Source organism: Acidiphilium sp. C61, assembly GCF_905116885.1.
Lineage (GTDB): Bacteria > Pseudomonadota > Alphaproteobacteria > Acetobacterales > Acetobacteraceae > Acidiphilium.
On the sequence record NZ_CAJHNI010000005.1, the window covers coordinates 906,548 to 930,668 of the forward strand.

General features: G+C 62.6%; 18 protein-coding genes and 1 tRNA gene. 9 read left to right on the forward strand and 10 right to left on the reverse strand.

The features are described from left to right. Positions 1–79: 79 nt before the first annotated feature. Entirely contained in the window at positions 80–2,926 is a 2,847-nt protein-coding gene (locus HUW10_RS07050; protein ID WP_174502845.1) for a glycosyltransferase, read from the forward strand. A 191-nt stretch (positions 2,927–3,117) separates the two neighbouring features. On the opposite strand, the gene HUW10_RS07055 is transcribed toward HUW10_RS07050, so the two are convergent. The 3 genes from HUW10_RS07055 to HUW10_RS07065 all read right to left on the reverse strand — a co-directional run bounded on the left by HUW10_RS07055 (position 3,118) and on the right by HUW10_RS07065 (position 5,984). After that, complete coding sequence (locus HUW10_RS07055) at positions 3,118–3,702, reverse strand: tetratricopeptide repeat protein (RefSeq protein WP_174502846.1); 585 nt, start codon at positions 3,700–3,702, stop codon at positions 3,118–3,120. Positions 3,703–3,835: 133 nt separating this feature from the next. Then, on the reverse strand, positions 3,836–5,164 hold the full coding sequence (locus tag HUW10_RS07060) for a glycosyltransferase family 1 protein (protein WP_236656269.1): 1,329 nt from the start codon (positions 5,162–5,164) through the stop codon (positions 3,836–3,838). Between the two features lie 142 nt (positions 5,165–5,306). Continuing rightward, complete coding sequence (locus tag HUW10_RS07065) at positions 5,307–5,984, reverse strand: TetR/AcrR family transcriptional regulator (RefSeq protein WP_174502847.1); 678 nt, start codon at positions 5,982–5,984, stop codon at positions 5,307–5,309. Between the two features lie 193 nt (positions 5,985–6,177). Here HUW10_RS07065 and HUW10_RS07070 point away from each other — a divergent pair, with 193 nt between their 5' ends. From HUW10_RS07070 to HUW10_RS07090, 5 genes are all read left to right on the forward strand, one after another. Next, entirely contained in the window at positions 6,178–7,701 is a 1,524-nt protein-coding gene (locus tag HUW10_RS07070) for an efflux transporter outer membrane subunit (protein WP_174502848.1), read from the forward strand. After that, positions 7,698–8,882, forward strand: a complete 1,185-nt coding sequence (locus HUW10_RS07075; protein WP_174502849.1) for an efflux RND transporter periplasmic adaptor subunit — start codon at positions 7,698–7,700, stop codon at positions 8,880–8,882. The genes HUW10_RS07070 and HUW10_RS07075 overlap by 4 nt, the downstream gene beginning before the upstream one ends. Before the next feature lie 7 nt (positions 8,883–8,889). Further along, positions 8,890–11,952 carry an efflux RND transporter permease subunit gene (locus HUW10_RS07080; protein WP_174502850.1) on the forward strand — a complete coding sequence of 1,021 codons (3,063 nt, stop codon included), beginning with the start codon at positions 8,890–8,892 and terminating at the stop codon, positions 11,950–11,952. Positions 11,953–11,977: 25 nt separating this feature from the next. Then, on the forward strand, positions 11,978–12,391 hold the full coding sequence (gene cueR / locus HUW10_RS07085) for a Cu(I)-responsive transcriptional regulator (protein WP_201712595.1): 414 nt from the start codon (positions 11,978–11,980) through the stop codon (positions 12,389–12,391). A 148-nt stretch (positions 12,392–12,539) separates the two neighbouring features. Continuing rightward, the gene (locus HUW10_RS07090) at positions 12,540–13,334 is read left to right on the forward strand and encodes a YiiX/YebB-like N1pC/P60 family cysteine hydrolase (RefSeq protein ID WP_174502851.1); all 795 of its coding nucleotides are present in this window, start codon (positions 12,540–12,542) and stop codon (positions 13,332–13,334) included. Between the two features lie 142 nt (positions 13,335–13,476). On the opposite strand, the gene HUW10_RS07095 is transcribed toward HUW10_RS07090, so the two are convergent. Both HUW10_RS07095 and HUW10_RS07100 read right to left on the reverse strand, forming a co-directional pair. Next, positions 13,477–15,258 (reverse strand): IlvD/Edd family dehydratase, encoded by a 1,782-nt coding sequence (locus HUW10_RS07095; protein ID WP_174502852.1) that lies wholly within the window; start codon positions 15,256–15,258, stop codon positions 13,477–13,479. Positions 15,259–15,269: 11 nt separating this feature from the next. Next, a complete protein-coding gene (locus HUW10_RS07100; RefSeq protein WP_174502853.1) occupies positions 15,270–16,022 on the reverse strand; it encodes an SDR family oxidoreductase in 753 nt (250 codons plus the stop codon). A gap of 127 nt (positions 16,023–16,149) precedes the next feature. Here HUW10_RS07100 and pncA point away from each other — a divergent pair, with 127 nt between their 5' ends. Both pncA and HUW10_RS07110 read left to right on the forward strand, forming a co-directional pair. Beyond that, positions 16,150–16,761, forward strand: a complete 612-nt coding sequence (pncA, locus tag HUW10_RS07105; RefSeq protein ID WP_174502854.1) for a bifunctional nicotinamidase/pyrazinamidase — start codon at positions 16,150–16,152, stop codon at positions 16,759–16,761. A gap of 13 nt (positions 16,762–16,774) precedes the next feature. After that, the gene (locus tag HUW10_RS07110; protein WP_174502855.1) at positions 16,775–19,876 is read left to right on the forward strand and encodes an AsmA-like C-terminal region-containing protein; all 3,102 of its coding nucleotides are present in this window, start codon (positions 16,775–16,777) and stop codon (positions 19,874–19,876) included. Positions 19,877–19,958: 82 nt separating this feature from the next. Here the strand turns inward: HUW10_RS07110 and HUW10_RS07115 are convergent. Then, positions 19,959–20,044: transfer RNA gene (locus HUW10_RS07115), tRNA-Tyr, on the reverse strand. Positions 20,045–20,213: 169 nt separating this feature from the next. On the opposite strand from HUW10_RS07115, the gene rlmB reads away from it, so the two are divergent. Then, positions 20,214–21,044, forward strand: coding sequence for a 23S rRNA (guanosine(2251)-2'-O)-methyltransferase RlmB (rlmB, locus tag HUW10_RS07120; protein WP_174502856.1), 831 nt, complete (start codon positions 20,214–20,216; stop codon positions 21,042–21,044). On the opposite strand, the gene pqqE is transcribed toward rlmB, so the two are convergent. The 4 genes from pqqE to pqqB are packed head-to-tail and all read right to left on the reverse strand — an operon-like array spanning position 21,026 to position 24,070. Beyond that, complete coding sequence (gene pqqE, locus HUW10_RS07125; protein WP_174502857.1) at positions 21,026–22,141, reverse strand: pyrroloquinoline quinone biosynthesis protein PqqE; 1,116 nt, start codon at positions 22,139–22,141, stop codon at positions 21,026–21,028. The genes rlmB and pqqE overlap by 19 nt on opposite strands. Beyond that, on the reverse strand, positions 22,138–22,413 hold the full coding sequence (gene pqqD, locus HUW10_RS07130) for a pyrroloquinoline quinone biosynthesis peptide chaperone PqqD (RefSeq protein WP_174502858.1): 276 nt from the start codon (positions 22,411–22,413) through the stop codon (positions 22,138–22,140). The genes pqqE and pqqD overlap by 4 nt, the downstream gene beginning before the upstream one ends. After that, positions 22,410–23,150 carry a pyrroloquinoline-quinone synthase PqqC gene (gene pqqC, locus HUW10_RS07135; RefSeq protein ID WP_174502859.1) on the reverse strand — a complete coding sequence of 247 codons (741 nt, stop codon included), beginning with the start codon at positions 23,148–23,150 and terminating at the stop codon, positions 22,410–22,412. Before pqqC ends, pqqD begins: the two co-directional genes overlap by 4 nt. After that, the gene (gene pqqB, locus HUW10_RS07140; RefSeq protein ID WP_174502860.1) at positions 23,147–24,070 is read right to left on the reverse strand and encodes a pyrroloquinoline quinone biosynthesis protein PqqB; all 924 of its coding nucleotides are present in this window, start codon (positions 24,068–24,070) and stop codon (positions 23,147–23,149) included. Before pqqB ends, pqqC begins: the two co-directional genes overlap by 4 nt. Between the last annotated feature and the right edge of the window lie 51 nt (positions 24,071–24,121).

The window sequence follows — 24,121 nt, forward strand, 5'->3', positions numbered from 1 at the left end:
GAGTAATGTTTAAAATTCAAAGTTGATATTTTGTCTTATTTCATGTTTTCCACTCTATCGTTCCTAAGAGGTAATGAGTATGCGTATCGTCGTAGATTTACAGAGCAACCAATCCGGAAGCAGGCTTGGCGGGATTGGACGATATTCTCTGGATCTTCTGCGATCGATGATCTCTGTATCACCAGAGCACGATTATATCATCGCGTTGAACAGCCTTCATGCCTATGGCGAAAACGAGGTTCGTTCCGCACTGCGTAATCTGCTTCCGCCCTCGAATATCGTGACATTTCCCGTCCCCCCTGGTGTTGCCTGGGCCAACGGGGTTCCTGCTTTGACGCAAAGCGCGGAGATCCTTAGGGAAAGTTTTATCCAATCCCTTTCACCAGATGTCGTTCACGTAACGAGCGTTATTGAAGGGTTATACGAGGATATCGTCACGTCGATCGGGCGCATTGAAGGTGGTCCGCCCGTCGCAGCGACGTTCTATGACCTGATCCCGATGGTCGAACGGAAGCAATATTTATCGAGCCCGAAAGCGCGGGCATTCTATTTTGAAAAGATCAGACAACTCTCCCGGGCAGATGCACTGCTTGCGATTTCCCAGTTCGTCGCGGACGAGGGGAAGCGACTCCTTACCGGCTTCAATGGTATCATTACCAACATCCGCGGTGGGATTGATCCAAAATTCAAGAAACTGCCACTGACGACGAGGGCCATCCAGTTGCGCCGCCGCTTCGGACTGTCCAAGCGGTTTATCCTCTACACGGCAAGTTATGATCAGCGGAAAAACCAGAGCGGTCTCATCAAGGCATTTGCCAAGATCCCAGCAATGAAACGCCGCGATTTCCAGCTCGCCTTCGTCGGCAACGGATCGGAGACGATTTACGAGCAGCTTTGGCAGGTCGCCGCCGAACACAAACTCGACAAAAGCGATGTCGCATTCCTGGGGCGCGTCACCGACGATGAACTCCTGGACCTCTACAATTTATGCGACCTGTTTGCCTTCCCCAGCAAACTCGAAGGTCTCGGCATGCCGGTCCTCGAAGCCATGGCCTGCGGCGCCCCGGTGGTTGCATCCAACACATCCAGCCTCCCGGAAGTGGTCGGCTGGGATGACGCCTTGTTTGATCCCGATGATGCGGGAGATATCGCAAAATGCATCGAACGAGGCTTGTTCGATAGCGATTTCCGCAGAGCATCAGCAAACAATGCCATTAAACAAATTAATCTATTTAGCTGGGCAAGTACGGCAAAATCTGCACTTGCAACAATTGAAAATATCGCAAGACGAAATAAAACTTTTTTGCCGAAATTGTCCATAGATGAAACATTAAAAAAACATGTAAATACTGAAGATCTTATCGAAAAAGATTTTTCTAATGTTATAAATTCAAGCGCCCTCATTCAAGACTACACTGAATTAGCTTGGAATAAGCGGCGCTTACGTGTTGGGTGGGTAACTAGGTGGGCGATACGCTGTGGGGTTGCTACATACTCGTCATATCTTGTAAATCATATGGATAGCAAACCTACGATTTTTTCTTCATATAAAACTCTAAGTCAGAATTCAGATGGCTATAATGTAATTCCATGTTGGGATGAAGGAAAATTTGATTATCTTATCGAGTTAGAGGCGGCTATTATAGAGCAGAAAATCGACGTTATTCACTTTCAATTTAATTACAGTTTTTTTGATTTTGAATCACTTAATAAACTTGTTTATTCACTACAAAGCAAGAACATATCCGTCTTTTTTACACTGCATTCAACAATAGATCAGTCTGACGATCCGTCTCATAAATTGAGTAAACTATATCCTGCGTTGAGATTAGCAAATCGTATATTTGTTCACGGTATCGGGGATATTCATAGATTAAGCGAAATTGGTATATATGGAAATGTTACGTTAATACCTCATGGAATTCCTGAGCTAAATATAGAAGCTACTGATATAGAGCTTTCCAGAAAGAAGAATTTTGTTCTCTCAACGTATGGCTTTGTATTGCCTGGTAAAGGACTAAAAGAAATTGTTGAAGCTGTTTATATAGTTCGCAGCGAAGGACAAGATCTTACGCTTAATTTAATAAATGCTCAGTACGAAGATCCTGAGGGCGTATCTCTTTCGCTAATTTCCGAAATTAATGAATTAATTAAAAAATTTGATATAGATGATATAATTACACTGAACACTGATTTTTTGTCAGATAATGAAAGTTTGCGTCTATTATCTGAGTCGGATGTTGTCATATATCCGTATACCAGAACTGGCGAATCCGGCAGCGGTGCCGTCCGAATGGGATTTCTCTCGGGTGCTATTGTTGCGACCACACCTCTACCAATATTTGACGATGTACGGGGTACCACTTACCAGCTGCCCGGCACATCCCCTCGCGATATCGCAAATGGCATTCTTGATCTTATCGAAAAAATTAATTCGGACGATATCAGCTTAAAAGACATAAGAGGTGCTGCAAAACGAATGATAAAGTCGACAAATTATAATGTTGTTAGCAATTTTATCAATCAGAAAATAAATTTTTATTCATATCTTAATTATTTTGAAGAAGTTTTTTCGTTAGACCGAAATTCCGTTCGGCTTTCAAATGCCAAATGGCTGGATGGTTCTCTGGTTGCTGATAAAAACGGACTGGCGATGTTTGGTCCTTATGAAGATTTAGACCCTGGGATATACCGAATTATAGTCAAGGGTTCATTTGAAACCGGAGAAGGAGAAGCTTCTCTTTCTATCGTCTCCGAGTTCAATCATCTTGCTAAATTTGAACTTATTCCATTAAGCAAAGATACATTAGTTGATGTATTATTTATTCTCAATCAACCCGCAAAGTCTACAGAATTTGTAATTGAAAAGGGCGGGAAAGGTAAACTTATAATACAAGATTACATCGCGATGCGCCGGTGTACGTAGAGTGAACGAAAGTCTAAAAGGTGTTCCTTTTAAATAATAGATTAATAGAACTTTGAATCTATTGATTCGATATCTGTACAGCATTATCCGATCAAATGGCTCCATCTGATTGGATAATGCTCTAATTATCTTACATTCAATTTCTTAAAAAATAACTATTGGAAATTCTTAAGTGTGTACACTCTATGAACTTAGATTTTATTTAGTTTGATTTTCATTTTCTCTATAGATTTTGAAAATTCTGAAGTTGACGCGTGAAAATTGCCATTATTCGAGTTCTGAAACGTTACGGAACGCGGAGGTTGGAAGCCAGAAGCCTCCGGCATTTTTTTGCTGGCTTCTGCGGGCTGCGGCTTTACTGGTCCGCTATTGGCGAGCGTCGTGATTTTCAACTCGTCGCCGCTATTGGAAATCATCCTTATTTCATCGGCGGCAGCGGCGAAGTTTTTATCAAGATCCAACGCCATCTGGTAGAATTCCAGGGCGTCTCTCTGGTTCCCCATCAATTTTGCAAGATGTCCAAGCTGGAGATGCAGATCAGCGTCCGAGGGATTTAACCGCAACGCGGCGTCATATGCAGCTCTCGCTTCCTTGTATCTGCCGAGTTCCTTAAGACAGTGGCCTGACTGGACCCAAATAGCGAAGTCTTCGGGGTTTTTTGCTAGGTGAATCTTGTATGATTCAAACGCCCCTGCGTAGTCCTCGATATCGCGAAGGCGGTCGCCCTCGGCACGATATCTTCTGTTGCGGCGGTCTGACCTCTGCCATGATATCATACAATGACTATCCGTTTTTCGCTTTGATCTATAATTTTTCACTAAATTGGATAACGAGCTTTACGCTTTATCGCAAGCCGGCATGCAACTGTCTCGCCAGTTCCTCGCCCGGAAATCCAGATTTCTTGCCGTATCAGATCAGTTTCTGGTAGATTGTGACCAACTGCTTTGCATGCGCCTCGGGGGAAAACAGCGCCCCCTGGCGCAGGCCGCGCTTCGCGAGGTCATCCCGCAGCGCCTCGTCGCCATCCAGCATGGCGATGACGCGGGAGATTGCCCTGGTTTCATAGGGGTTGACCATCACACAGGCATCGCCGGCGACTTCCGGCAGCGAGGCGGCGTTCGAGGTGATCACTGGCGTGCCGAGCTGCATCGCCTCCAGCACCGGCAGGCCGAACCCTTCGTAAAGCGAGGGGAACAGCGCCGCACGCGCGCCGCTGATCAGCGTCATCAGCAGGGCGAAGGGCACGTAGTTGAGGCGAATGATGTTGTTCCGGCGGCCCGTTCCGGTCTGCAAATCTTCCAGGAGCTTGAGTTCATGCTCCGATTTCCAGGCCTGCGCGCCGACAATCACCAGCGGCGTGGGCACGCCGCTTGAAAGATATCCCTCGATCATCCGGCCGATATTCTTCTTGGGCTCGATGGAACCCCAGAACAGGTAGTATTTCCGATATTCGAGGCCGAATATGCCCTCCAGCTCGCGGGCAATGGCGTCAGCCGGCCGGTTGAGATAGATTTCGGGTACGTAAACAGACTGGTACGTGTTCGTCACCCGCGAGGGCGACACGCCAAACAGCCGGACGATATCCGCCTTCGATGATTCGGAGACGGTGACGATATGATCCGCCTGGTCGCAAATCGCCGAGACAAGCCTGAAATAGCGGCGCTTGTTGTCCAGCGTCGTGTGCGGCAGGCGCAGCGGCACGAGATCGTGCAGGGTATAGACGTTGGGCATCCCCGGCGCGCGCAGCGGCAAGGGATAGGTCCAGTGCATCAGGTCGGGCGGCGCCTCGAACCGGACCCGGCGCAGCGGCGCGGAACGGCTGAAATTCGCATGCGACACGCGGAACAGATCCGGACTGTTATGAATGGCATCGAAATAGGGCAGACGGGATGCAAAGGAGTCCGCGATCACGAGGCCGCTCATCGGCACCTGGGTGGCGGAAAAGCCGATCCGCGCACGGCCCCAGTTTAGCACGTCTTTCCAGGCCTGGCCGAGCGGGGAGATGCGCGGCTGATAGGTGTCGAAGAACGACACCTCCTTCATCGCCGGACTCATCTTGGCGGACGGCTTGTTACCGTACAGGACGCCAACCCGATAGCCGAGATCGCGAATGCAGTAGCTGAGATTGCGCGCATAGGTCGCAACACCGGTGCCGCGTTCGAGGTCGAGATTGCGGCCGTCGATCATGATTGTCTTGGCAGCGGGGGCCGCACGGTCGGCTGGGGGTGTCGCACTCACGCTTGTCTGGTTCCTCGCGATGTCGGGGCGGGCTGGATCACGAAAGGCGGATCACACACCATCGATACATTGAAGCGCCTGTTAGCACCATGCCGGGCCGGCGCCGCGCTCCCAGACCGCCCCGCGAGGGGCATTCAGCCGCTCACCCCTGCGCGAGGGTTTCGCGAACCGGCGCGGCGCCTTCGCCAACCGCGCGGGCGCCGTTGAGAAACAGGGTCACCGCGCGGGCGATGCGGGCGTCGATCTCCGCGCGGGTGCGGGTCTTGCCGATGCCGAGCAGCATTTCGATGTGGATGTTGCCGATCGCCATGCCGTAGAGCATGTGCGCGGTCTCCTCGGGGTCATCGATGGCAAGATCGCCGCGGGCGTTGCAGGCGGCGAAATAGTCGCGCAGCGCATCGCGGCAGGGTTTTGCGCCCTCGCGGTCGAGCAGGCGGGAGAGGGTTCGCCCGTGCATGTATTCGGCCATGATCAGGCGCGCGAGGGCGATGATCGACGGGCTCATGACGTGGTGCGCCCAGAGCCGGATCATGTCGTTCAGCACGTCCGCCACCGGACGACCCGCGGTTTCGATCCCGGAGACGTCGAGCGGGCGGCGGCGGCGTTCGAGAAGGGCGGTGAACAGGTCCTCCTTCGATTCGACGAGCTGGTAGAGCGTGCGCTTCGACATGCCGGCCTCGGCCGCAATGTCGTCCATGGTCGTGGCGTGATATCCTTTCCGCAGGAATATCCGCTCGGCGGTTTCAATCAGCGCATCCCGCCTCTGTCGCGCCGCATCGGCGGTATCGCGCCGGCGGCAGACCCTGGTGACAATGTTCATCGGTCGGTTCCTCGCTGCTTCCTCAATTCGCAAGAAAGCCAGCTAATTTCAATATGAAAAACTTCCGCACCGCGCATCTTGACGCAACGGCGGGAAACTCGATAGTTTCCACACGTCGATCGAGGAGGCTTTTGCGCGCTTGCTCGCGACCGAACCGGACCAGACAGGCAGCGCGCGACAGGTGTCATATATCATGAAGTCCACTGTTATTCCGATGCGTCGCCGTGCCGGGCTGGCAACGGCCCTGCTTGGCACCACGTTGCTCGCGGGCTGCGCGGTCGGGCCCGATTACCACCAGCCCGCCGCACCGAAGCTGCAAGGCTATACGACCACCCCCCTGCCCGACCGGACGGTTTCGTCCAGCGGCAAGGGTGGAGCGGCACAGGATCTGGTGGTCGGGCAAAAGATCGCCGGCGCGTGGTGGGAGCTGTTTCACTCGCCGCAGCTCGACGGGCTGATCCGCAGCGCCCTGGCCAACAATCCGAGCCTTAAATCCGCGCAGGACACCCTACTCGCCGCGCGGGACAGCACGCGGGCAGCAGAAGGCGGCTTCTTTCCTTCGGTTTCCGGCAGCTTCCAGGCGGAGCGGCTGCGCAGCGCGCTGGGCACAACGGGGGTCGGATCCACCGGCGCCAGCGCGACCTACACGCTGCGCAACGCCTCGGTGGCGGTTTCCTACGCGCCGGATGTGTTCGGCGCCACGCGCCGGCAGGTGGAAGGCCTGCGCGCCCAGGCCGAGCAGCAGCGTTTCGCGCTTGAGGCCAGCTATCTTTCGCTGACCGCGAACATCGTGACCGCCTCGGTGACCGAAGCGTCGCTGACGGCGCAGATCGCCGCGACGGAGAAGATAATCGACTCCGAGAAGCGGCTGCTCGATATTCTGAATCGGCAAGTGGCGCTCGGCGGCATTCCCGAGACGAACGCCCTCACCCAGCGGACGCAACTGGCCCAGACCGAGGCAACGCTGCCGCCCCTGCGCAAGCAGCTGGCCCAGAGCCGCGACCAGCTCGCGGCCTATGACGGCGTTGCGCCGAGCCGCTTCCACATGGCCGATTTCACCCTGGCCGACTTGACACTGCCGGATCGCCTCCCGGTGAGCCTGCCCTCGGCGCTGGTGAAGCAGCGGCCGGATATCCGGCAGGCGGCCGCAGTGCTGCACCAGGACACAGCGCTCGTCGGCGTCGCCACCGCGAACATGCTGCCGCAAATCACCCTGTCCGCCGGGCTTGGCCACGAGGCGCTGAACGGCCAGGCCCTGTTCGCGCCGCAGACGCTGATCTGGAATCTCGCCGCCGGACTCACCCAACCGCTCTTCGAGGGTGGGACGCTGTTCTACAAGCGCCGCGCCGCGGTCGCGACCATGAAGGCCGCAGCCGAGACCTATGAAAACACCGTGGTGCTCGCCTTCCAGAACGTGGCGGACACGCTGGAAGCGTTGCATTACGACGCCATTGCCCTCGCCGCCGACACCGCCGCCGAGCGGGACGCGAAGCGCAGCCTCGACCTCGTCGAAGGCCAGTTCCGCCTGGGCGGCGTGCCCTATACCACGGTGCTGACCGCGGAGCAGACCTACGAAACCGCGGTGATCAACCGCATCAAGGCCACCGCCCAGCGCTATGCCGACACGGCGGCACTGTTCCAGTCGCTCGGCGGCGGCTGGTGGCACCGGCATGACGTGAAGAAGCAAGTCGAAACCTGCTGTGGAGTATTGCCATGACGGCGCCAACCCCCGGAACCGCCAGCGAAACCCCCGCGCGCAAGGCGAAGAAACCCTCGGTCGTGCTGCGCATGATCGTGATGCTCGTGCTCGTGGCCCTGGTGCTCGGCGCCATTTTCGGCTTCGGCGCGTTCCGCGACGTGATGATCGCGAAATTCATCGCCAAGCTGAAGAACCCGCCGCAGACCGTGGCAACGATGGTGGCGAAACACACGCCGTTCCAGGACGCCGAAAACGCCACCGGCAGCCTCGTGGCGCTGCAGGGTGCGGCACTTTCGGCGCAAGTTGCCGGCATCGTCGACACGATCGATTTCCGCTCCGGCCAGAACGTGAAGAAGGGGCAGCTGCTGCTGACGCTTCGCCCCAACAACGACGCCGAGGTGCTTGCCCAGCTCGAGGCGACGGCGAAGCTCGACGACATCACCTACCGGCGCGATCTGGCGCAATATCAGGCGCGCGCGGTCAGCGCGCAGACGGTGGACACCGACCGTGCGAATCTCGCCAGCGCGCAGGCGCAGGTGCGAAGCCAGAAAGTGCTGATGCAGGAAAAGAAGATCTATGCGCCCTTCTCCGGGCGAATCGGCATTCGCGCCGTGAATGTCGGCGAATTCCTCGCCGCCGGCACGGCGATCGGAACGCTGGAGCAGCTTGACCCGATCGCGGTGGATTTCTACCTGCCGCAATCCGCGCTGCGGACAATCCATCCCGGCATGAAGGTCGGGGTCACGGTTGACGGGTTCCCCGGCATCAATTTCGCCGGCAAGGTGACGGCGCTCGACTCCGCCGTCGGCACCGCGACGCGGATGATCCAGATCCGCGCGATGCTGATCAACCCGCACGACGAATTGCGGCCGGGCATGTTCGCCCGGGTCAGCATCGATATCGGCACGCCGAAGGACCAGGTCACTCTGCCCAAGACCGCGATCGCCTATAACCCCTACGGCGACACGGTGTTTCTCGTGAAACATGACAAGCAGAGCAAGACCGGCAAATCCGCCGAGCAGGTCTTTGTCACGCTCGGGCAGACCAGGGGCGATCAGGTCGCTGTGCTCAAGGGCGTCAAGCCGGGCGAGGAGGTCGTGGTAGCGGGACAGGTGAAGCTAAAGAACGGCACGCCGGTGGCGATCAACAACAAGATCCTGCCGCAGAACCTGCCGAACCCTTCGGTGCCGAACGAATAAGCGCGCCATGAAAAATTTCACGACACTCTTCATCCGGCGGCCAGTGCTGTCGATCGTGGTCAGCGCCGCGATCCTCGTGCTCGGGCTGCGTGCGCTCGGCGGTCTTCCGGTTCTCGAATACCCGAAGACCGAGAACGCGACGATCACCATCACCACCAGCTATCCGGGCGCCGACCCGAACACGATCGCCGGTTTCGTGACGACGCCGATCGAGCATGCGATCGCGCAGGTCAACGGCATCGACTACATGACATCGCAGAGCCAGACCTCGACCAGCACGATCAAGGTCTATCTCGTCCTCAACTACAACCCGGACAAGGCGCTGACCGAGATCCAGGCGCAGATCCAGTCCGTGCTCAACCAGCTGCCCTCTGGCACGCAGCAGCCGCAGCTCAAGCTGCAGGTCGGCCAGCAGCTCGACGCGATGTATATCGGCTTCAAGAGCAAGGTGCTCTCGCCGAACCAGGTGACCGACTATCTCACCCGCGTCGTCCAGCCGCAGCTGCAATCGGTGCCCGGTGTGCAGACCGCGGAAATTCTCGGCGCGCAGAACTTCGCGATGCGGATCTGGCTCGAACCCGCGAAGCTTGCCGCCTACGGGCTGACCGCCACCACCGTCTACAACGCCCTTGCCGGCAACGACTTCATCAGCGCGCTCGGCAGCACCAAGGGCGCGATGACGCAGGACACGCTGACCGCATCGACCTCGCTGCACAGCGCCGCCGCGTTTCGCCGCCTGATCGTCAAGCAGTCGGGGAGCGCGATCGTGCGGCTCGGCGATGTCGCGCGGGTGCAGCTCGGCTCGGACAGCTACGAATCCGAAGTCGCCTTCGACGGCAAGCCAGGTGTCTATATCGGCATCCAGGTCGCCCCCTCCGCCAACCTGCTGTCGGTGATCCGCGGCGTCGAGACGCGCTTTCCGGAAATCGCAAAGCAGTTGCCGGCGGGGCTGGACGGCGCGATCGTCTACAACTCGGCAGCCTTCGTGAACGCGTCGATCCACGAAGTGGTCGCCGCACTCATCGAGGCCCTGCTGATCGTGGTGCTGGTGGTGTTCGCCTTTCTCGGCACCCCGCGCTCGGTGTTCATCCCCGTGATCGCGATCCCGCTCTCGCTGATCGGCACCTTCGCGGCGATGCTGATGCTCGGCTTCTCGATCAACCTGCTCACCCTGCTCGCCCTCGTCCTTGCGATCGGGCTGGTGGTGGACGACGCGATCATCGTCGTCGAGAACGTCAACCGCCATCTCGACAATGGCGAAACGAGGCTGCACGCGGCGATCAACGCGGCGGCCGAACTGGGCAGCCCGATCATCGCGATGACGGTCGTCCTCGCCGCGGTTTACGTGCCGATCGGGTTTCAGTCCGGCCTGACCGGCGCGCTGTTCACCGAATTCGCCTTCACCCTCGTCTCGGCGGTGACGGTATCGGCGATCATCGCGCTCACCCTCTCGCCCATGCTCTCCTCACGGCTGCTGCACCACATCCCGCGCGACGGCACCGACTGGGAGGCAAGGCTGGTCCATTTCATCGACCGCCTCTTCAACGCCGTGCACCGGCGCTACATGCGGATGCTGCGCGGCAGCCTGCGGACCCTGCCGGTCACGCTCACCTTCGGCGCCATCGTTCTCGCCAGCATCTACTTCCTGGCGGCGGGGGCGAAGAGCGAGCTTGCCCCGCAGGAAGACCAGGGGGTGGTGATCCTGTCCTCCACCTCGGCGCCGAATGCCACGCTGCAGCAGAAGCTGCTCTGGGACCAGGAGCTGAACCGGCTGATGATGTCCCACAAATCGGTCGGGCATACGTTCCAGTTCGAGACGCCGACCTTCGCGATCTCCGGCATGGTGCTGAAGCCCTGGACGGAGCGGACGACGAACTCGACCGTGCTGCAGAACGAAATCCAGAAACAGGCGGCGGAGAGCGTCGCCGGGCAGCAGATCGTCGCGTTCCAGCCGCCGCCGCTGCCTGGCTCGCAAGGCCTGCCGGTGCAGTTCGTCATCAAGACCACCGATCCGTTCGGCACGCTCAACGGGGTGGCGCAAAAAGTGCTGGGTGCCGCGCTGAAAACCGGCAAGTTCATCTTCCTGCAGAGCGACCTGAAGATCGACCAGCCGCAGGCGACGGTCGTCATCAACCGCGCCAAGGCGGCAACCCTCGGGCTCGACATGAGCCAGGTCGGCGCGGCGATGGCGCAGGCGCTCGGCGGGCTCTACGTCAATTATTTCAGCCTCGATGACCGCTCCTACAAGGTCATTCCGCAGGTGGGGCAGAAGAGCCGGCTGAACGTGTCGCAACTGCTTGACTATCCGGTGGCCAACATCAACGGCGTGCCGATCCCGCTCGGCGCGATCGCGACCATCCGCAACGATGTCATTCCCGAATCGGTCAACCACTTCCAGCAGCTCAACGCGGCAACCATCCAGGGCGTTGCGGCACCCGGCGTTTCCACCGGCGAGGCGGTGAAGGTGCTGCAGCAGATCGCAGCAAAAGACCTGCCGAGCGGCTACGATGTCGATTACGGCGGGCCGATGCGCCAGTTCATCCAGCAGCAGGGCGGGTTTCTGGCCACGTTCGGCTTCGCGGTCATCGTGATCTTCCTCGCCCTTGCCGCGCTGTTCAATTCGTTCACCGACCCGCTGATCATTCTCGTGTCGGTGCCAATGGCGATCGTCGGCGCGCTGATCTTCATCTATCTCGGCTTCGGGCTCAGCCTGAACATCTATACCGAGGTCGGGCTGGTGACGCTGATGGGTCTGATCAGCAAGCACGGCATCCTCATCGTCGAGGTCGCGAACGAGGCGCAGCTCGCCGGCATGACCAAGCGCGAGGCGATCGAGCACGCGGTCGGCATCCGGCTGCGGCCGATCCTGATGACGACCGCCGCGATGGTGCTGGGCGTCCTGCCGCTGATCATCGCCAGCGGTGCTGGTGCCGCGGCACGGTTCAACATGGGCATGGTGATCGCCGCGGGCCTGTCGATCGGCACGCTGTTCACGCTGTTTGTCCTGCCAGCGGTGTATATGGTGGTCGGTCAGAAGCATGTCACCGAAAACGAGGTCAGCCCGGGCTGACCGGGCGCGACGGGAGACAGGTTTCATGACCGGCAGGGAGATGACCATCGGCGAGGCCGCGGCGCTGAGCGGCGTTTCGGCCAAGATGATCCGCCATTACGAACGGATCGGCCTGATCGGCCCGCCCCTGCGCGGCGAGACCAACAATTATCGGTTCTATGACGAAGCGCTGGTGAACGAGCTTGGCTTCATTCACCGGGCCCGCGATCTCGGTTTCGCCATCGCCGATATCAGGGCCCTGCTCTCGCTCTGGCGCGATCGCAACCGCCCCTCGCGCGAGGTGCGCGCCATCGCGGTGGCGCACATCACCGCACTCGAAGCCAAGGTCGCCGCATTGCAGGCGATGAGCGCACAATTGCGCCACCTGGTGAACAGTTGCGAGGGGAGCGACCGACCGGATTGCCCGATCCTCGACGAATTGGCGAGCCCTGGATACTGACACCGGATACTGAATACTGACAAAAGCCGGCGCGACCTTTGCCTCCCCTCCTGACCTCGGCTTATGATCCTCACGGCAAAGCCGGCACGATACGGCCCAAGGGGGAACGACGCTTGATCCGACACGGCGCAGCAGGGTTTGACGGCGGATGAACCGCATCGCCGGCTGGATCGGCGGGCGGCTCGCGCGGTTTCTCTCCGCCCCCGCCCATCAGCACACCATCGCCCCGGCGACCGACATTGCGCTGCTCGCTTCCTGTCTCGAACCCGGAGATGTCGTCCTGGTCGAAGGACACAGCCGGTTCAGCATCGCGATCAAATATCTGACCCAGTCCACCTGGTCGCATGTAGCACTTTATGTCGGGTTGCGCCGCCGCACCGCGGCGGACCCGCCGGAGCCCTGCTTCGTCGAAGCCGATGTGGTGGAAGGCGTGCGGATGGTCGGGCTCGAAGCCTTCAGGGATTACCATCTGAGGATCTGCCGCCCTGTCGGCCTGTCGGAAAACGAGCGGCAACGGGTGATGGATTTCGCGCTTTCGCGCCTCGGCGCGCAATACGACCTGCGGAACGTGTTCGATCTGCTGCGCTACACGATCCCCACACCGCCGGTGCCGGTGCATCTGCGCCGCCGGCTGATCGCCTTCGGCGCCGGCGACCCGACACGGGCGATCTGCTCGACGCTGGTGGCGCAGGCATTCCACGCGGTTCTCTACCCGATCCTGCCGATGACCGGGCCGCATGGCTCGCACGCGCATGATTGCGACATGTGCGTGGCCGAAATCCTGCGCGTGCGGGATCACCAGCTGTTCGTGCCGCGGGATTTCGATGTCTCACCGTATTTCGAGGTGGTGAAACCCTCGCTGGCCGGCGGGCCAGCCGCGCTCGAAGCCGCGCGGCAGGCGCTGCGGGGGACGGACGGCGCCGGTCGGCACCTCTGGCGTTAGAGCACTTTCCGATCTCTTTGGATCGGATGTAGTGCTCTATCATGTTGATAATTAAAGCACTTCCCGATCCCTTTGGATCGGATGTCGTGCTCAATGCCCCCGAAGCCGCCCGGAACCGAACCCGGGCAGCTTCGGGACACGGTCAGTGATTGTCCCGCGGCACGCCGAAGCGTTCGGCGACGCGCTGGTATTGCGGCGCATTCTCCAGCACCGCGCCGGTTTCGAGCTGGCCGGTGAAGCGGCGATGGATGTCCTGCCACGGCGTCTGGTTGACCAGATCGGGCAGGGTGAGCGCTGCCCGCCGCGCGGCAAGCTCGGCCTCGTCGATCAGGATATTGGCGCTGCGATCCTTGAGATCGACACGGATGACATCGCCGGTCCTGAGCAGCGCGAGCCCGCCGCCGACCGCCGATTCCGGCGAGGCGTTCAGGATCGACGGGCTGCCCGACGTGCCGGACTGCCGACCATCGCCGATACAGGGCAGCTGGTTCACGCCCTGGCGCACCAGCGCATCCGGCGGCAGCATGTTCACCACTTCGGCCGAGCCGGGATAGCCGATCGGCCCGCTGTTGCGGATCACCAGGATGCAGTTTTCATCGATATTCAACGCGGGATCGTTGATCCGGTGGTGATAGTCCTCCGGTCCCTCGAAGACGATCGCACGGCCCTCGAACGCATTCTCATCGCCGGGGCGGCGCATGTAGCGGGCGCGGAATTCCTCGGAAATCACCGAGGTCTTCATGATCGCGCTGGAAAACAAATTGCCGCTCAGCACGGCGAAGCCCGCATGCTCGGCGAGCGGATCGTCGAAGCCGCGGATCACGTCGGCATCGCTGCTGCGCTTGCCTTCATTTTCCTCGCCTATGCTGCGGCCGCTGACGGTCAGCGCGTCGGCGTGGAACTTGCCCTGGCGGATCAGCTCGCCGATCACCGCCGGCAGCCCGCCCGCGCGATGGTAGGATTCACCGAGATACTTGCCGGCCGGCATCATGTTGACCAGCAGCGGGATCTCGTAGCCGATCCGGTCCCAATCCCTGATGTCGAGCTCGACGCCGATATGCCGCGCGATGGCGATGACGTGCGGCGGGCAGTTGGTCGAGGCGCCGATCGCCGAGGCGCAGACGATGGCGTTCTCGAATGCCTTGCGCGTCATGATCTGGGACGGCCGCAGATCCTCATGCACCATCGCGACGATGCGCTTGCCGGTTTCATAGGCGATCTGCGCGCGCTCGCGATAGGGGCCGGGAATGGCGGCGCAGCCGGGCAGCGACATGCCGAGCGCCTCGGCCATCGCGTTCATCGAAGATGCGGTGCCCATCGTGTTGCAATGGCCGACACTCGGCGCGGAACCGGCCACCATGTCGATGAACTTGTCATAGTCGAGCTGGCCGGCGGCCAGCCGCCGCCGGGCTTCCCACACGACGGTGCCGGAGCCGACCAGTTCGCCCTCGAAATGCCCGTCCAGCATCGGCCCGCCGGAGAGGACGATGGCGGGCAGGTCGACCGTCGCCGCCCCCATCAGCATGGCCGGCGTGGTCTTGTCGCAGCCGGTGGTGAGCACCACGCCATCGAGCGGATAGCCGTACAGCACCTCGACAAGCCCGAGATAGGCCAGATTGCGATCGAGCGCGGCGGTCGGCCGCTTGCCGGTTTCCTGGATCGGATGCACCGGAAACTCGATCGGCACGCCCCCGGCGGCACGGATCCCGTCCGCGACGCGCTTGGCGAGTTCGAGATGATGCCGGTTGCACGGCGAAAGGTCGCTGCCGGTCTGCGCGATGCCGATGATCGGCTTGCCGGATTGCAGTTCCTCGCGCGTCAGCCCGTAATTGAGATAGCGCTCGAGATAGAGCGCCGTCATGCCCGGATTGCCGGGATTGTCGAACCACTCGGTGGAACGGAGACGTTTCGGGGTGCTGCTCATCGCGGTTTCCTTCAGTTCGACCAGCCGCCGTCGATCACATGGGCGACGCCTGTGGTGAATCGGGATTCGTCGGACGCCAGATACAGGGCAAGAGAGGCGATCTCCTCCGGCGTGCCGAGCCGTCCCATTGGCTGGCGGGCGACGAATTCGGCCTCGATGGCCGCCTCATCGACACCGCGGGACGCGGCGAGGGCGGCGATGCGCCCGCGCAGCGAGGGGCTTTCCACGGTGCCGGGGCAGATGGCATTGCACCGCACGCCCCGCGTCACGTAATCCGCCGCGACCGATTTGGTCAGCCCCACCACGGCCGCCTTCGAGGCGCCATAGGCGAAGCGGTTGGGCACCCCCTTGATGGACCCGGCAGCGGACGCGACATTGACGATCGACCCGCCGCCGCCCGCCAGCATTGCCGGCAGGAACGCGCGGATCATGTGGAACATCGCCGTCACGTTCAGATCGAAGGAAAACGCCCAGTCGGTGTCAGGACAGTCGAGCACCGAGCCGTGCGCGACATAGCCGGCGGCGTTCACCAGGATGTCCACCCGGCCGAGGGAAGCGGCCAGCGCGCGGATCGCGGCATCGTCCTGCACGTCGAGCCGCGCGATCTCGGCGCCGGCGAGCCCGGCGAGAAGGGAAGGCTCGCGATCGGTCGCGATCACGCGCGCGCCCTCGCGGACCAGCACCTCGGCAATGGCGCGGCCGATGCCCTGCCCCGCGGCGGTCACCAGCGCGGTCTTTCCCGCAACCCGCCCGAAATGTGCCATCTTGTCGTTGCCTCCCTGCGTTGCTGCCTGCCTTGCCGACAGCAGTTTGATTATTACCGATAACGGACATCGCGGGCAACTGTCACGCCCCCTATCTCGACAGCCAGATGCCGGCTATTCTCCGCCAATGGATCACCGCACGGCCCTTGTCGTCATCGATGTCCAGGTGGATTTCTGCGCCGGCGGCGCGCTGGCCGTGCCGGATGGCGATGCGGTGGTGTCGGTGATCAATGCCCTCGCGCGGCATTACCAGACCGTGGTGATCACCCAGGACTGGCATCCGGCCAATCATGTCTCCTTCGCCAGCCAGCATCCGGGGCAGACCCCGTTCGGCACGATCCCCCTCGCCTACGGGCCGCAGGTGCTCTGGCCGGACCATTGCGTGATGGACACGCCCGGCGCGGCACTGCACCGCGACCTGCACATCCCGCATGCCGCGATGATCCAGCGCAAGGGGTCGAACCGACTCATCGATTCCTACTCCGCCTTCCTCGAAGCCGACCGCACGACGCGGACCGGGCTCGACGGGTGGCTTGCCGCGCGCGGCATCGAGCGGGTCGATCTCTGCGGTCTGGCGACCGATTACTGCGTTGCCTGGTCGGCACAGGATGCGCGGCAATTCGGGCTGGAAGCGCGGGTGATCGAGCCGGCCTGCCGGGGGATCGACCTTGATGGATCGCTGGCGGCGTCATGGCAGGCGATGGCGGCCGCCGGCGTGGCGCGGGTCGCTTCGGTCTGATACCAGCGGAGACATGGACGAAGACGGCGATTACCGGCGCAAGAGGCAGCAGACCACGCGCCGGCGGGGCATTCTGGCTGCCGCCGCGATCGGCCTGATCGCGCTGCTCGGCCTCGCCGCGGTCTTCGGCCCGATCCTGGTCTCGGGGAATTACCATCGCGGCGCGATCGAACGCCTGGCCAGCCGGGTCGTCGGCAGGCCGGTGTTCATCGAGGGTGGGATCACGCTCTCGCTGCTGCCCGATCCGCAACTGGTGGCTGAGGATGTCATCATCGGCGGCCCGCACGGCGCGCAGGCAACCGCGGCGGTCCTCAAGCTCGAACTTGCTCCGGGGCCGCTGCTGTTCGGCCGGCTTCGCGCCCACCGGCTGATCCTGCGTCGGCCGGACATCGACCTGCCATGGCCGCTGCCGGGCGGCGCCGGTGCGATCGCGCCGCCGCCATGGCTCGGCTCGCTGCACGCGACCATCGATGACGGCACGTTCCATGTCGGGCCGCTGCGGCTCGACCACGCCAACCTGTCGATCTTCACCGGCGGCCCGCGCGCGGTGATCGCCGCCGGCGGGACGATGCGGATCGGCGGCTTCGACGCCGCCATGACGCTCGATATCGATGATACCGGCAGCGCCGGGCCCGCACCGGTGACCGCGACGCTCAAGCTGCACAGCGCAGGCCATGCCGAGCTGAAATTCCACGGCACGCTCGGCCATGACAGTTTCCTCTCTGGCGCGATGGCGGCGACAGCCGACAAGACCGCGATCGCCAGCCTGCTGCCGGCCCTCAAGGAAAGCGCCGCACCGTTCGACATGACGGCAAGCCTTGCCGCGACCGGGCAGCAGGTCCGGCTCGACGACGTCGCCATGCAGTCGGGAGGGATGCAGGCGGGAGGGGACGCCGTGTTGTCCCTCGCGCCGGCACCGTTGCTGCGGGTGACCGCGCAGGCGACGGGGCTCGACCTCGATCTGGCCGCAATCCTGGTCTCCGGCATGCGGCGCCAGCTCCCGGTCGCCGCCGCGCTCGACGTCTCCGGCACGCTGTCAGGACTGCCGGTCAACGGCGCGCACGGAACGGTACTGGCCGATGATGCCTCGCTGCGGGCGGAGCAGGTTTCCGTCCCCCTGCCGGGGCAAGCGATTCTCGGATTTTCCGGTCCGATATCGCCAGCCTTGAGCGGGCATTTCACCATCGAGGCACAGGATCCCGCAGCCACGCTCGCAATCTTGCGGCATCAGCTGCCCTATCTGCCCGCATGGCCGAAAGGTGCGGGCCGCCTCGATGCCGCCGGCATGGCGAGCGTTACACACGGCGGCACCCTGGCGCTCGACGATATCGCCGGGCACGTGGCGATGGGAACAGCCAGAACCGGCTTCACCGGCGCCTTGCACCTCACCCCCGCACCCGCCGGGCAACCGACACGCATCGCCGCCCGGATCGGTCTCGACCGGCTTACCCTCGACCAGCCGATGATCAAGGATCTGCTCGCGGCGCTGTCCGATCCGGCGCCACGCTATGCCGGACCGCTGCAGATCGCCGTGGGGGCGCTGGAAAAACCGGCCGGGCAACCCAACGCGCCTTCGCAGGTGATTGCGACCGATCTCAGGATCGACGCCAGCCTGCGCGACAAGGCGGCAGGTGGCGGGCTGCATATCCGCCTCGCGACCATGCACATGGGAGGCGGGCTGCTGATCGGCCGCTTCCTGCGCAAGGCGGATGGCGCTATCGTCAGGAGCCGTCTGTTCCTGGTCGGGCCGAATGCAAGCCATGAGGCGACGGCGCTGGCGGCGGCGTTCGGCGTGCCGGCGGCATGGGACGATCAGCCGGCATTCCGGCACGATTTCTCGCTCACCATGGCGGCGGATGGCCCCGCCACGGCGCTGGCGACGCATGTCAGGCTACGCGTCGGCCTGGTACGCGCGTCGGCGCACCCCACGATCGATCTTGCCGCCGGCAGTGCCGCCGGGTCGCTCACGTTTCGTGCCCCGAACGCCGCACGGCTGATCCTCAGCCTCGGCGGCGCCGGCCTGCTCGGCGAACGCCAGGGGCTGGGCTGGCCGGGGCCCGGCTCGGCCAGTCTCAGGGCGGCGGGATATGTCACGCCAGGCGGGTTCGGCTTTTCCGATTTTGTCGCCTCGCTGGGTGCGCTCACCGTCTCCGGGCGGGTCGATGTCGATACAGCGCATGGGCCGAAGCGGATCTTCGGCCGGATAACCGCCGACACGCTGCCGGTTCCCGACACAGTCAGCCTGATGGGGCTGGCGCAAGCCGCCCTCGGCGGCAATGTGCGGATCGACATGCCGCGTCTGACCGCCGCAAGGGTCGAGCGTTACGGCGAGACGGTCGCCCGGCAGGCGGATTTCGGGATCACGCTCGATCAGGGGAAGCTGGCGCCGCATCTGGCGATCGATATCGGCAGCGCCGGATTCGCCGGCGGCAAACTCTCTGGCCGGGCCGTTCTCACCGGCGCCTCAGGCAGCACGCCGGCCACGCTCAGCCTGCGGGCGCGGCTTGCGGGCGGGAATTCGGAAGCGATTGCAGCCCTCGCGGCGCCGCAGGGGCTCGACCTGCCGCTTGCCGGCGGAACCCTCGATATCGCGGCCGATCTGATGGCGCAGGGGGATGGCCGCGCCGCCTGGTTGCGCACGCTCAGTGGGAGCGTGACGGCAAGCAGCCACGATATTACGGTGAGCGGACTGAACCTCGCGTCTGCCGGCCAGACCCTGGCCGCGGCGACGCGCGCGCCACACCCGATCGGGCTGATCGCGGCATCTCGCATGCTGCGGACGGCGCTGAGTTCGGGGACGTCGGCCTTCACGCTTCTCAACCTGACCGCGACAGTCGGCAACCGCACGATCCGGCTCGACCATGCTGCCCTCAGCGGGCCATTGGGCGAGATGACCGCGCGCGGCCATCTCGATCTTGCCCAGGATCAGGTCGACCTCGCAATTGCCGTGCATCCGGCAATTCCCGATGCGAGGGCCGTCCCAGCTCTGACCGTCACTGTCAGCGGCCTCGCCTCCCGCCCCAGGCGGCGCATCGACGTCGCCAACGGCATCGGCTGGATCCGCCATTCGCTGACCGCGGCAAGGCGCGGCGCTGCCGCACCGACAGCGCGGTGAAGAATGTCAGCCGCAGAACGAGCAGACGAAACAGCCTCGCCGGATAACTTGCCGGTGCGAAAAACGATCGATCGTGTTGGGATGGTGGAGAGGGTTGGATTCGAACCAACGTAGGCGTGCGCCAGCGGATTTACAGTCCGCCCCCTTTAGCCACTCGGGCACCTCTCCGCCGCCCGTAATCTTCGATCAGGCCTGTGTTGTCAACAGCGCACCGCGCACGCTGGAGCCGGTTTCGATCCAGCCGGATCGGATGTCATGCGCTGTCTTGTTGTTCGTCTAAGCGTCTTTATCGGATCAGATGTTTCCATCTGATCGGATGATGCTCTAGAGAGCCGCCATGGACAGACGCGACAATCAGCCACACCCGCGCGGCGGGCGGACGCACAAGCACAATCGCACATCCCCACCCCAAGGGCGCGGCCATGGTGACGTGGGGCGCGAACGGCGCCCGCAGGCGGCCGGCGGCGGCTTCTGGCTCTACGGGCTGCACCCCGTCGAGGCAGCCTTGGCGAATCCCGCGCGCCGGCTGCGGCGGCTGCTGGTGACGGAAGAGGGCGAGGCGACGCTCGCCGCACGGCTGCCGCAACCCTGGGCCATCCAGCCCGAACGGGTTGAGCGCGACCGGCTGGAGCACATGCTGGGCCGCGGGATCGTCCATCAGGGAATCGCCTTGCAGACCGACCCGCTGGTCGCCCCCACCCTGGCCGATGCCCTGAAACGTCCCGGACCCGTGCTCGTGCTCGACCAGATCACCGATCCGCGCAATGTCGGCGCCATCCTGCGCTCGGCACAGGCATTCGGCGCGGCAATGGTCATCGCGCAGGAGCGCAACGCACCGGAGGAAGGCGGCGCGCTCGCCAAGGCGGCATCCGGCGCGCTGGAGCGGATGCCGTTGCTGCGGACCGTGAATATCGCGCGGGCGCTGATCGCGCTCAAAGCCGCGGGGCTCTGGGTGATGGGGCTGGATGCCGCCGGGACATCATTCCTGTCCCGCGACGCGCTGGGCGGCAGGCGCGCGGCACTTGTCCTCGGCGCCGAGGGCGAAGGCTTGCGTCGCCTTACCCGCGAAACCTGCGACGAGCTGGTTTCGCTGCCGATGCCGGGCGGGATGGAAAGCCTGAACGTGTCGGCCGCTGCCGCCGTAGCGCTCTACGAGATCATCCGGTAGACGAAAGCCTCGCTTCCGGCCGCACTTTCCTCGACCGCGAGGTTCAGCATCCTGTCGTGATGCGGCGACAGGCTGCAGGCTGGATCGGTTGCCCCCGCATCGCCGGCAATGGCCAGCGCCTGACAGCGGCACCCGCCCCAGTCGATCTCGGCGCGCTCGCATCCCTTGCAGGGGGCAGGCATCCAGTCAGTGCCGCGATAGGCGTTGAAGGCTTCCGAATTCAGCCAGATTTCGGCAAGCGACTTGTCCTTCACCGAATCAAAGCGCAGGTGGCCGATCGTCTCCGCGGCGTGGCAGGGCAGGACCTTGCCGGAGGGGGTGACATTGAAGAAGCGCCTGGCCCAGCCGCTCATGCAGGATTTGGGGCGCGACGCGTAATAATCGGGGACGACGTAATCGATGTTCAGGACGCCTTCGAGCCGCTTGCGCGCTTCGTCGACGATGCGGGTCGCCTCGTCGAGCTGGCCGCGCGTCGGGATCAGTGCGGCGCGGTTCTTGAGCGCCCAGCCGTAATATTGCACATGCGCCACCTCGATTCGCTGGGCGCCGGCCTCGACCGCGAGATCCAGCATGGCGGGCAGCTGATGCAGGTTCTGGCGGTGCATCACCGCGTTGACCGTGAGCGCGAGGCCGGCATCGCGCACGAGCCTGGCCGCGGCGAGTTTCTTGACATGCGCGTTGCGAAGCCCGGCGACGTGATCGGCAATACCGCTCTCGGCACCCTGAAAGCTGATCTGGACATGATCGAGCCCGGCCTCGGCCAGCATGTGCATCTTCTGCTGGTCGAGCAAAACAGCGGAGGTGATCAGGTTGGTGTAGAGCCCTTCGCGATGCGCGTGCTGGACGAGCTGTGCCAGATCGTCACGCGCCATCGGCTCGCCGCCGGAAAAATGCCCTTGCAACGCGCCGAGCGCCGCGGCCTCGGTGATCACGCGCATCCATGTCGCCGTATCCATCTCGTCGCGCGCGCGATCCATGGCGAGCGGATTGGAGCAGTACGGGCATTTCAGCGGACAGCGATGGGTAAGCTCCATCATGATCGCCATCGGCGGCGCAACGGCCGCACGCGTGACCGAAGCGGGTGCGAGATCGTTCATGCCGCGATCATCCCCTTTTTCGCCAGATCGTTGAGCATCTCGATGCAATCGGCCAGCACCGCGTCGCGCGGCGCTTCGTAGCGCGCCGCCAGCAGGTCGGCGATGCCGCCGACGCTGGCCGTTCCGTCAACTGCCTCAAGGATCGCGACGGCGATCTCATCCGGCATGATGACCAGTTCGGGCGCGAGCAGGACATGGCAATTCCGCGCCGCATCGAACCGGAAGCGGACATGCCGCGGCAGGCGGGGCACGCTGGACTCGGTGAGGGTCACGACCACACGCCTTCATGGCCGAACGCGCCGGGCGGGATCAGCCCTGGGCTGACATAGGCATGGTGCAGGGCGTCGAGCTGCGCCCAGAGCACGTTGCATTTGAAGGTGAGCGCCGCGATCGCCTGCTGCTGCTGTTCGGGCGTGCGGGCATGGCGCTTGACATAGTCCAGCGCGAAATCCGCATCGCGCGGCGCCTGATCGAGGCGCGCGTTGAAATAGGCCAGGGTTTCCCTGGTGATGAAATCGTAGTTCGCGAGCATGCCCGAGACGCGTTCGGAAATGATCGTCGGCGAGAACATTTCCGTAAGCGAAGAGGCCACCGCCTCCAGCAAGGAGCGGTCGCGCACGAAATCGACATAGGCGCGCACGGCGAAGCGGGTCGCCGGCAAGGCGCGGCGCTCGCTCACCACCATGTCGCGATCAAGACCGAGCCCCTCGGCCAGCGCCAGCCAGCGGACTATGCCGCCTTCGCCCGGCGCATTGCCGTCATGATCGACAAGCCGCTGACGCCAGGCCCTGCGCAAGTCGGCATCGTCGGTGCGGGCCATCAGCGTCGCATCCTTGATCGGGATCGCCGCCTGATAACAGTAGCGGTTGAGTGCCCAGGCCTGCACCTGGCGCTTGTCCAGCTTGCCACCATGCAGGAGTTGATGAAATGGATGGCGGTTGTGGTATCGCGCGGCACCGACGGCGCGCAACGCCGATTCCAGGTCGTCGGGGCTCAGCAGCACGGTCATAGCACGATCTCCATTCCGTCATGCGCCACGGTCCAGCCGGCGCGCTCGGCTTCGGCCCGTTCGGGCGAATCGTCGAGGATCATCGGATTGCTGTTGTTGACATGCACGAACACCTTCCGCGCGACGTCGAGCCCGGCAAAGGCCGCGATCGATCCGTCCGGCCCGCTGACGCTGACATGCCCCATCCGCGCGCCGGTCTTGGGCAGGAGCCCCGCCTCGATCATCTCGTTGTCGTGCCAGAGCGTGCCATCGAACAGCACGAGGCCGGCGCCGCGCACCCGCGCCGCAACATCCGCCGAAACGCGGGCGCAGCCGGGGATGTAGAAGAACGACTTGCCCTCATCATCGGCGATGCGCAGGCCGATCGTGTCGCCCTCGGACGAGCCGAAATCCGTCCGGCTCGCATCCTCGGCATAGAGTGCGACCTTGCCCGGCACCACGAAGGCCTCGACCGTCATGCCCAGATCCCGCCCGGCACCGTCCGCAAGCCGCGTCGGCACGCCGACCGGCAGTTCCCTGCGGGGGACAAGGTTCGCATCGAGCACGCGAAAGATCTTGCTGTCCTCGATCAGGTCAAGAATCCGCCGCCCGGCATAGAGGCCGAAGCGGTGGCCTTCGCGCAGGTTGAGCAGGCCGGCGGTGAAATCGACATCGCCGCCGGTGAGAACGGCCGCGACGATCGGGCTGTCGCGCAGGCCGGAGCGCGGCTGGAGCGCAGGCGTTGCCAGGATCTGTTCGCGCAGGTCGGGCGATGCGTTGAAGATCACGTAATCGGAATTGTTGACGCTTACAGCAAGGGCCGCCTGGGTACGCGGCCGTGCCGCCGGATCACCATGTCGGGCGCGCGCGCAATTCGCGCAGGCGCAGTTCCACTGCGGGAACCCGCCTCCGGCAGCGGCACCGAGAACAATCAGTTTCATCGATTTGAGAGTTCACCGGAACCGGCGCAAAGCATCGGTTCCGGTGCCTTG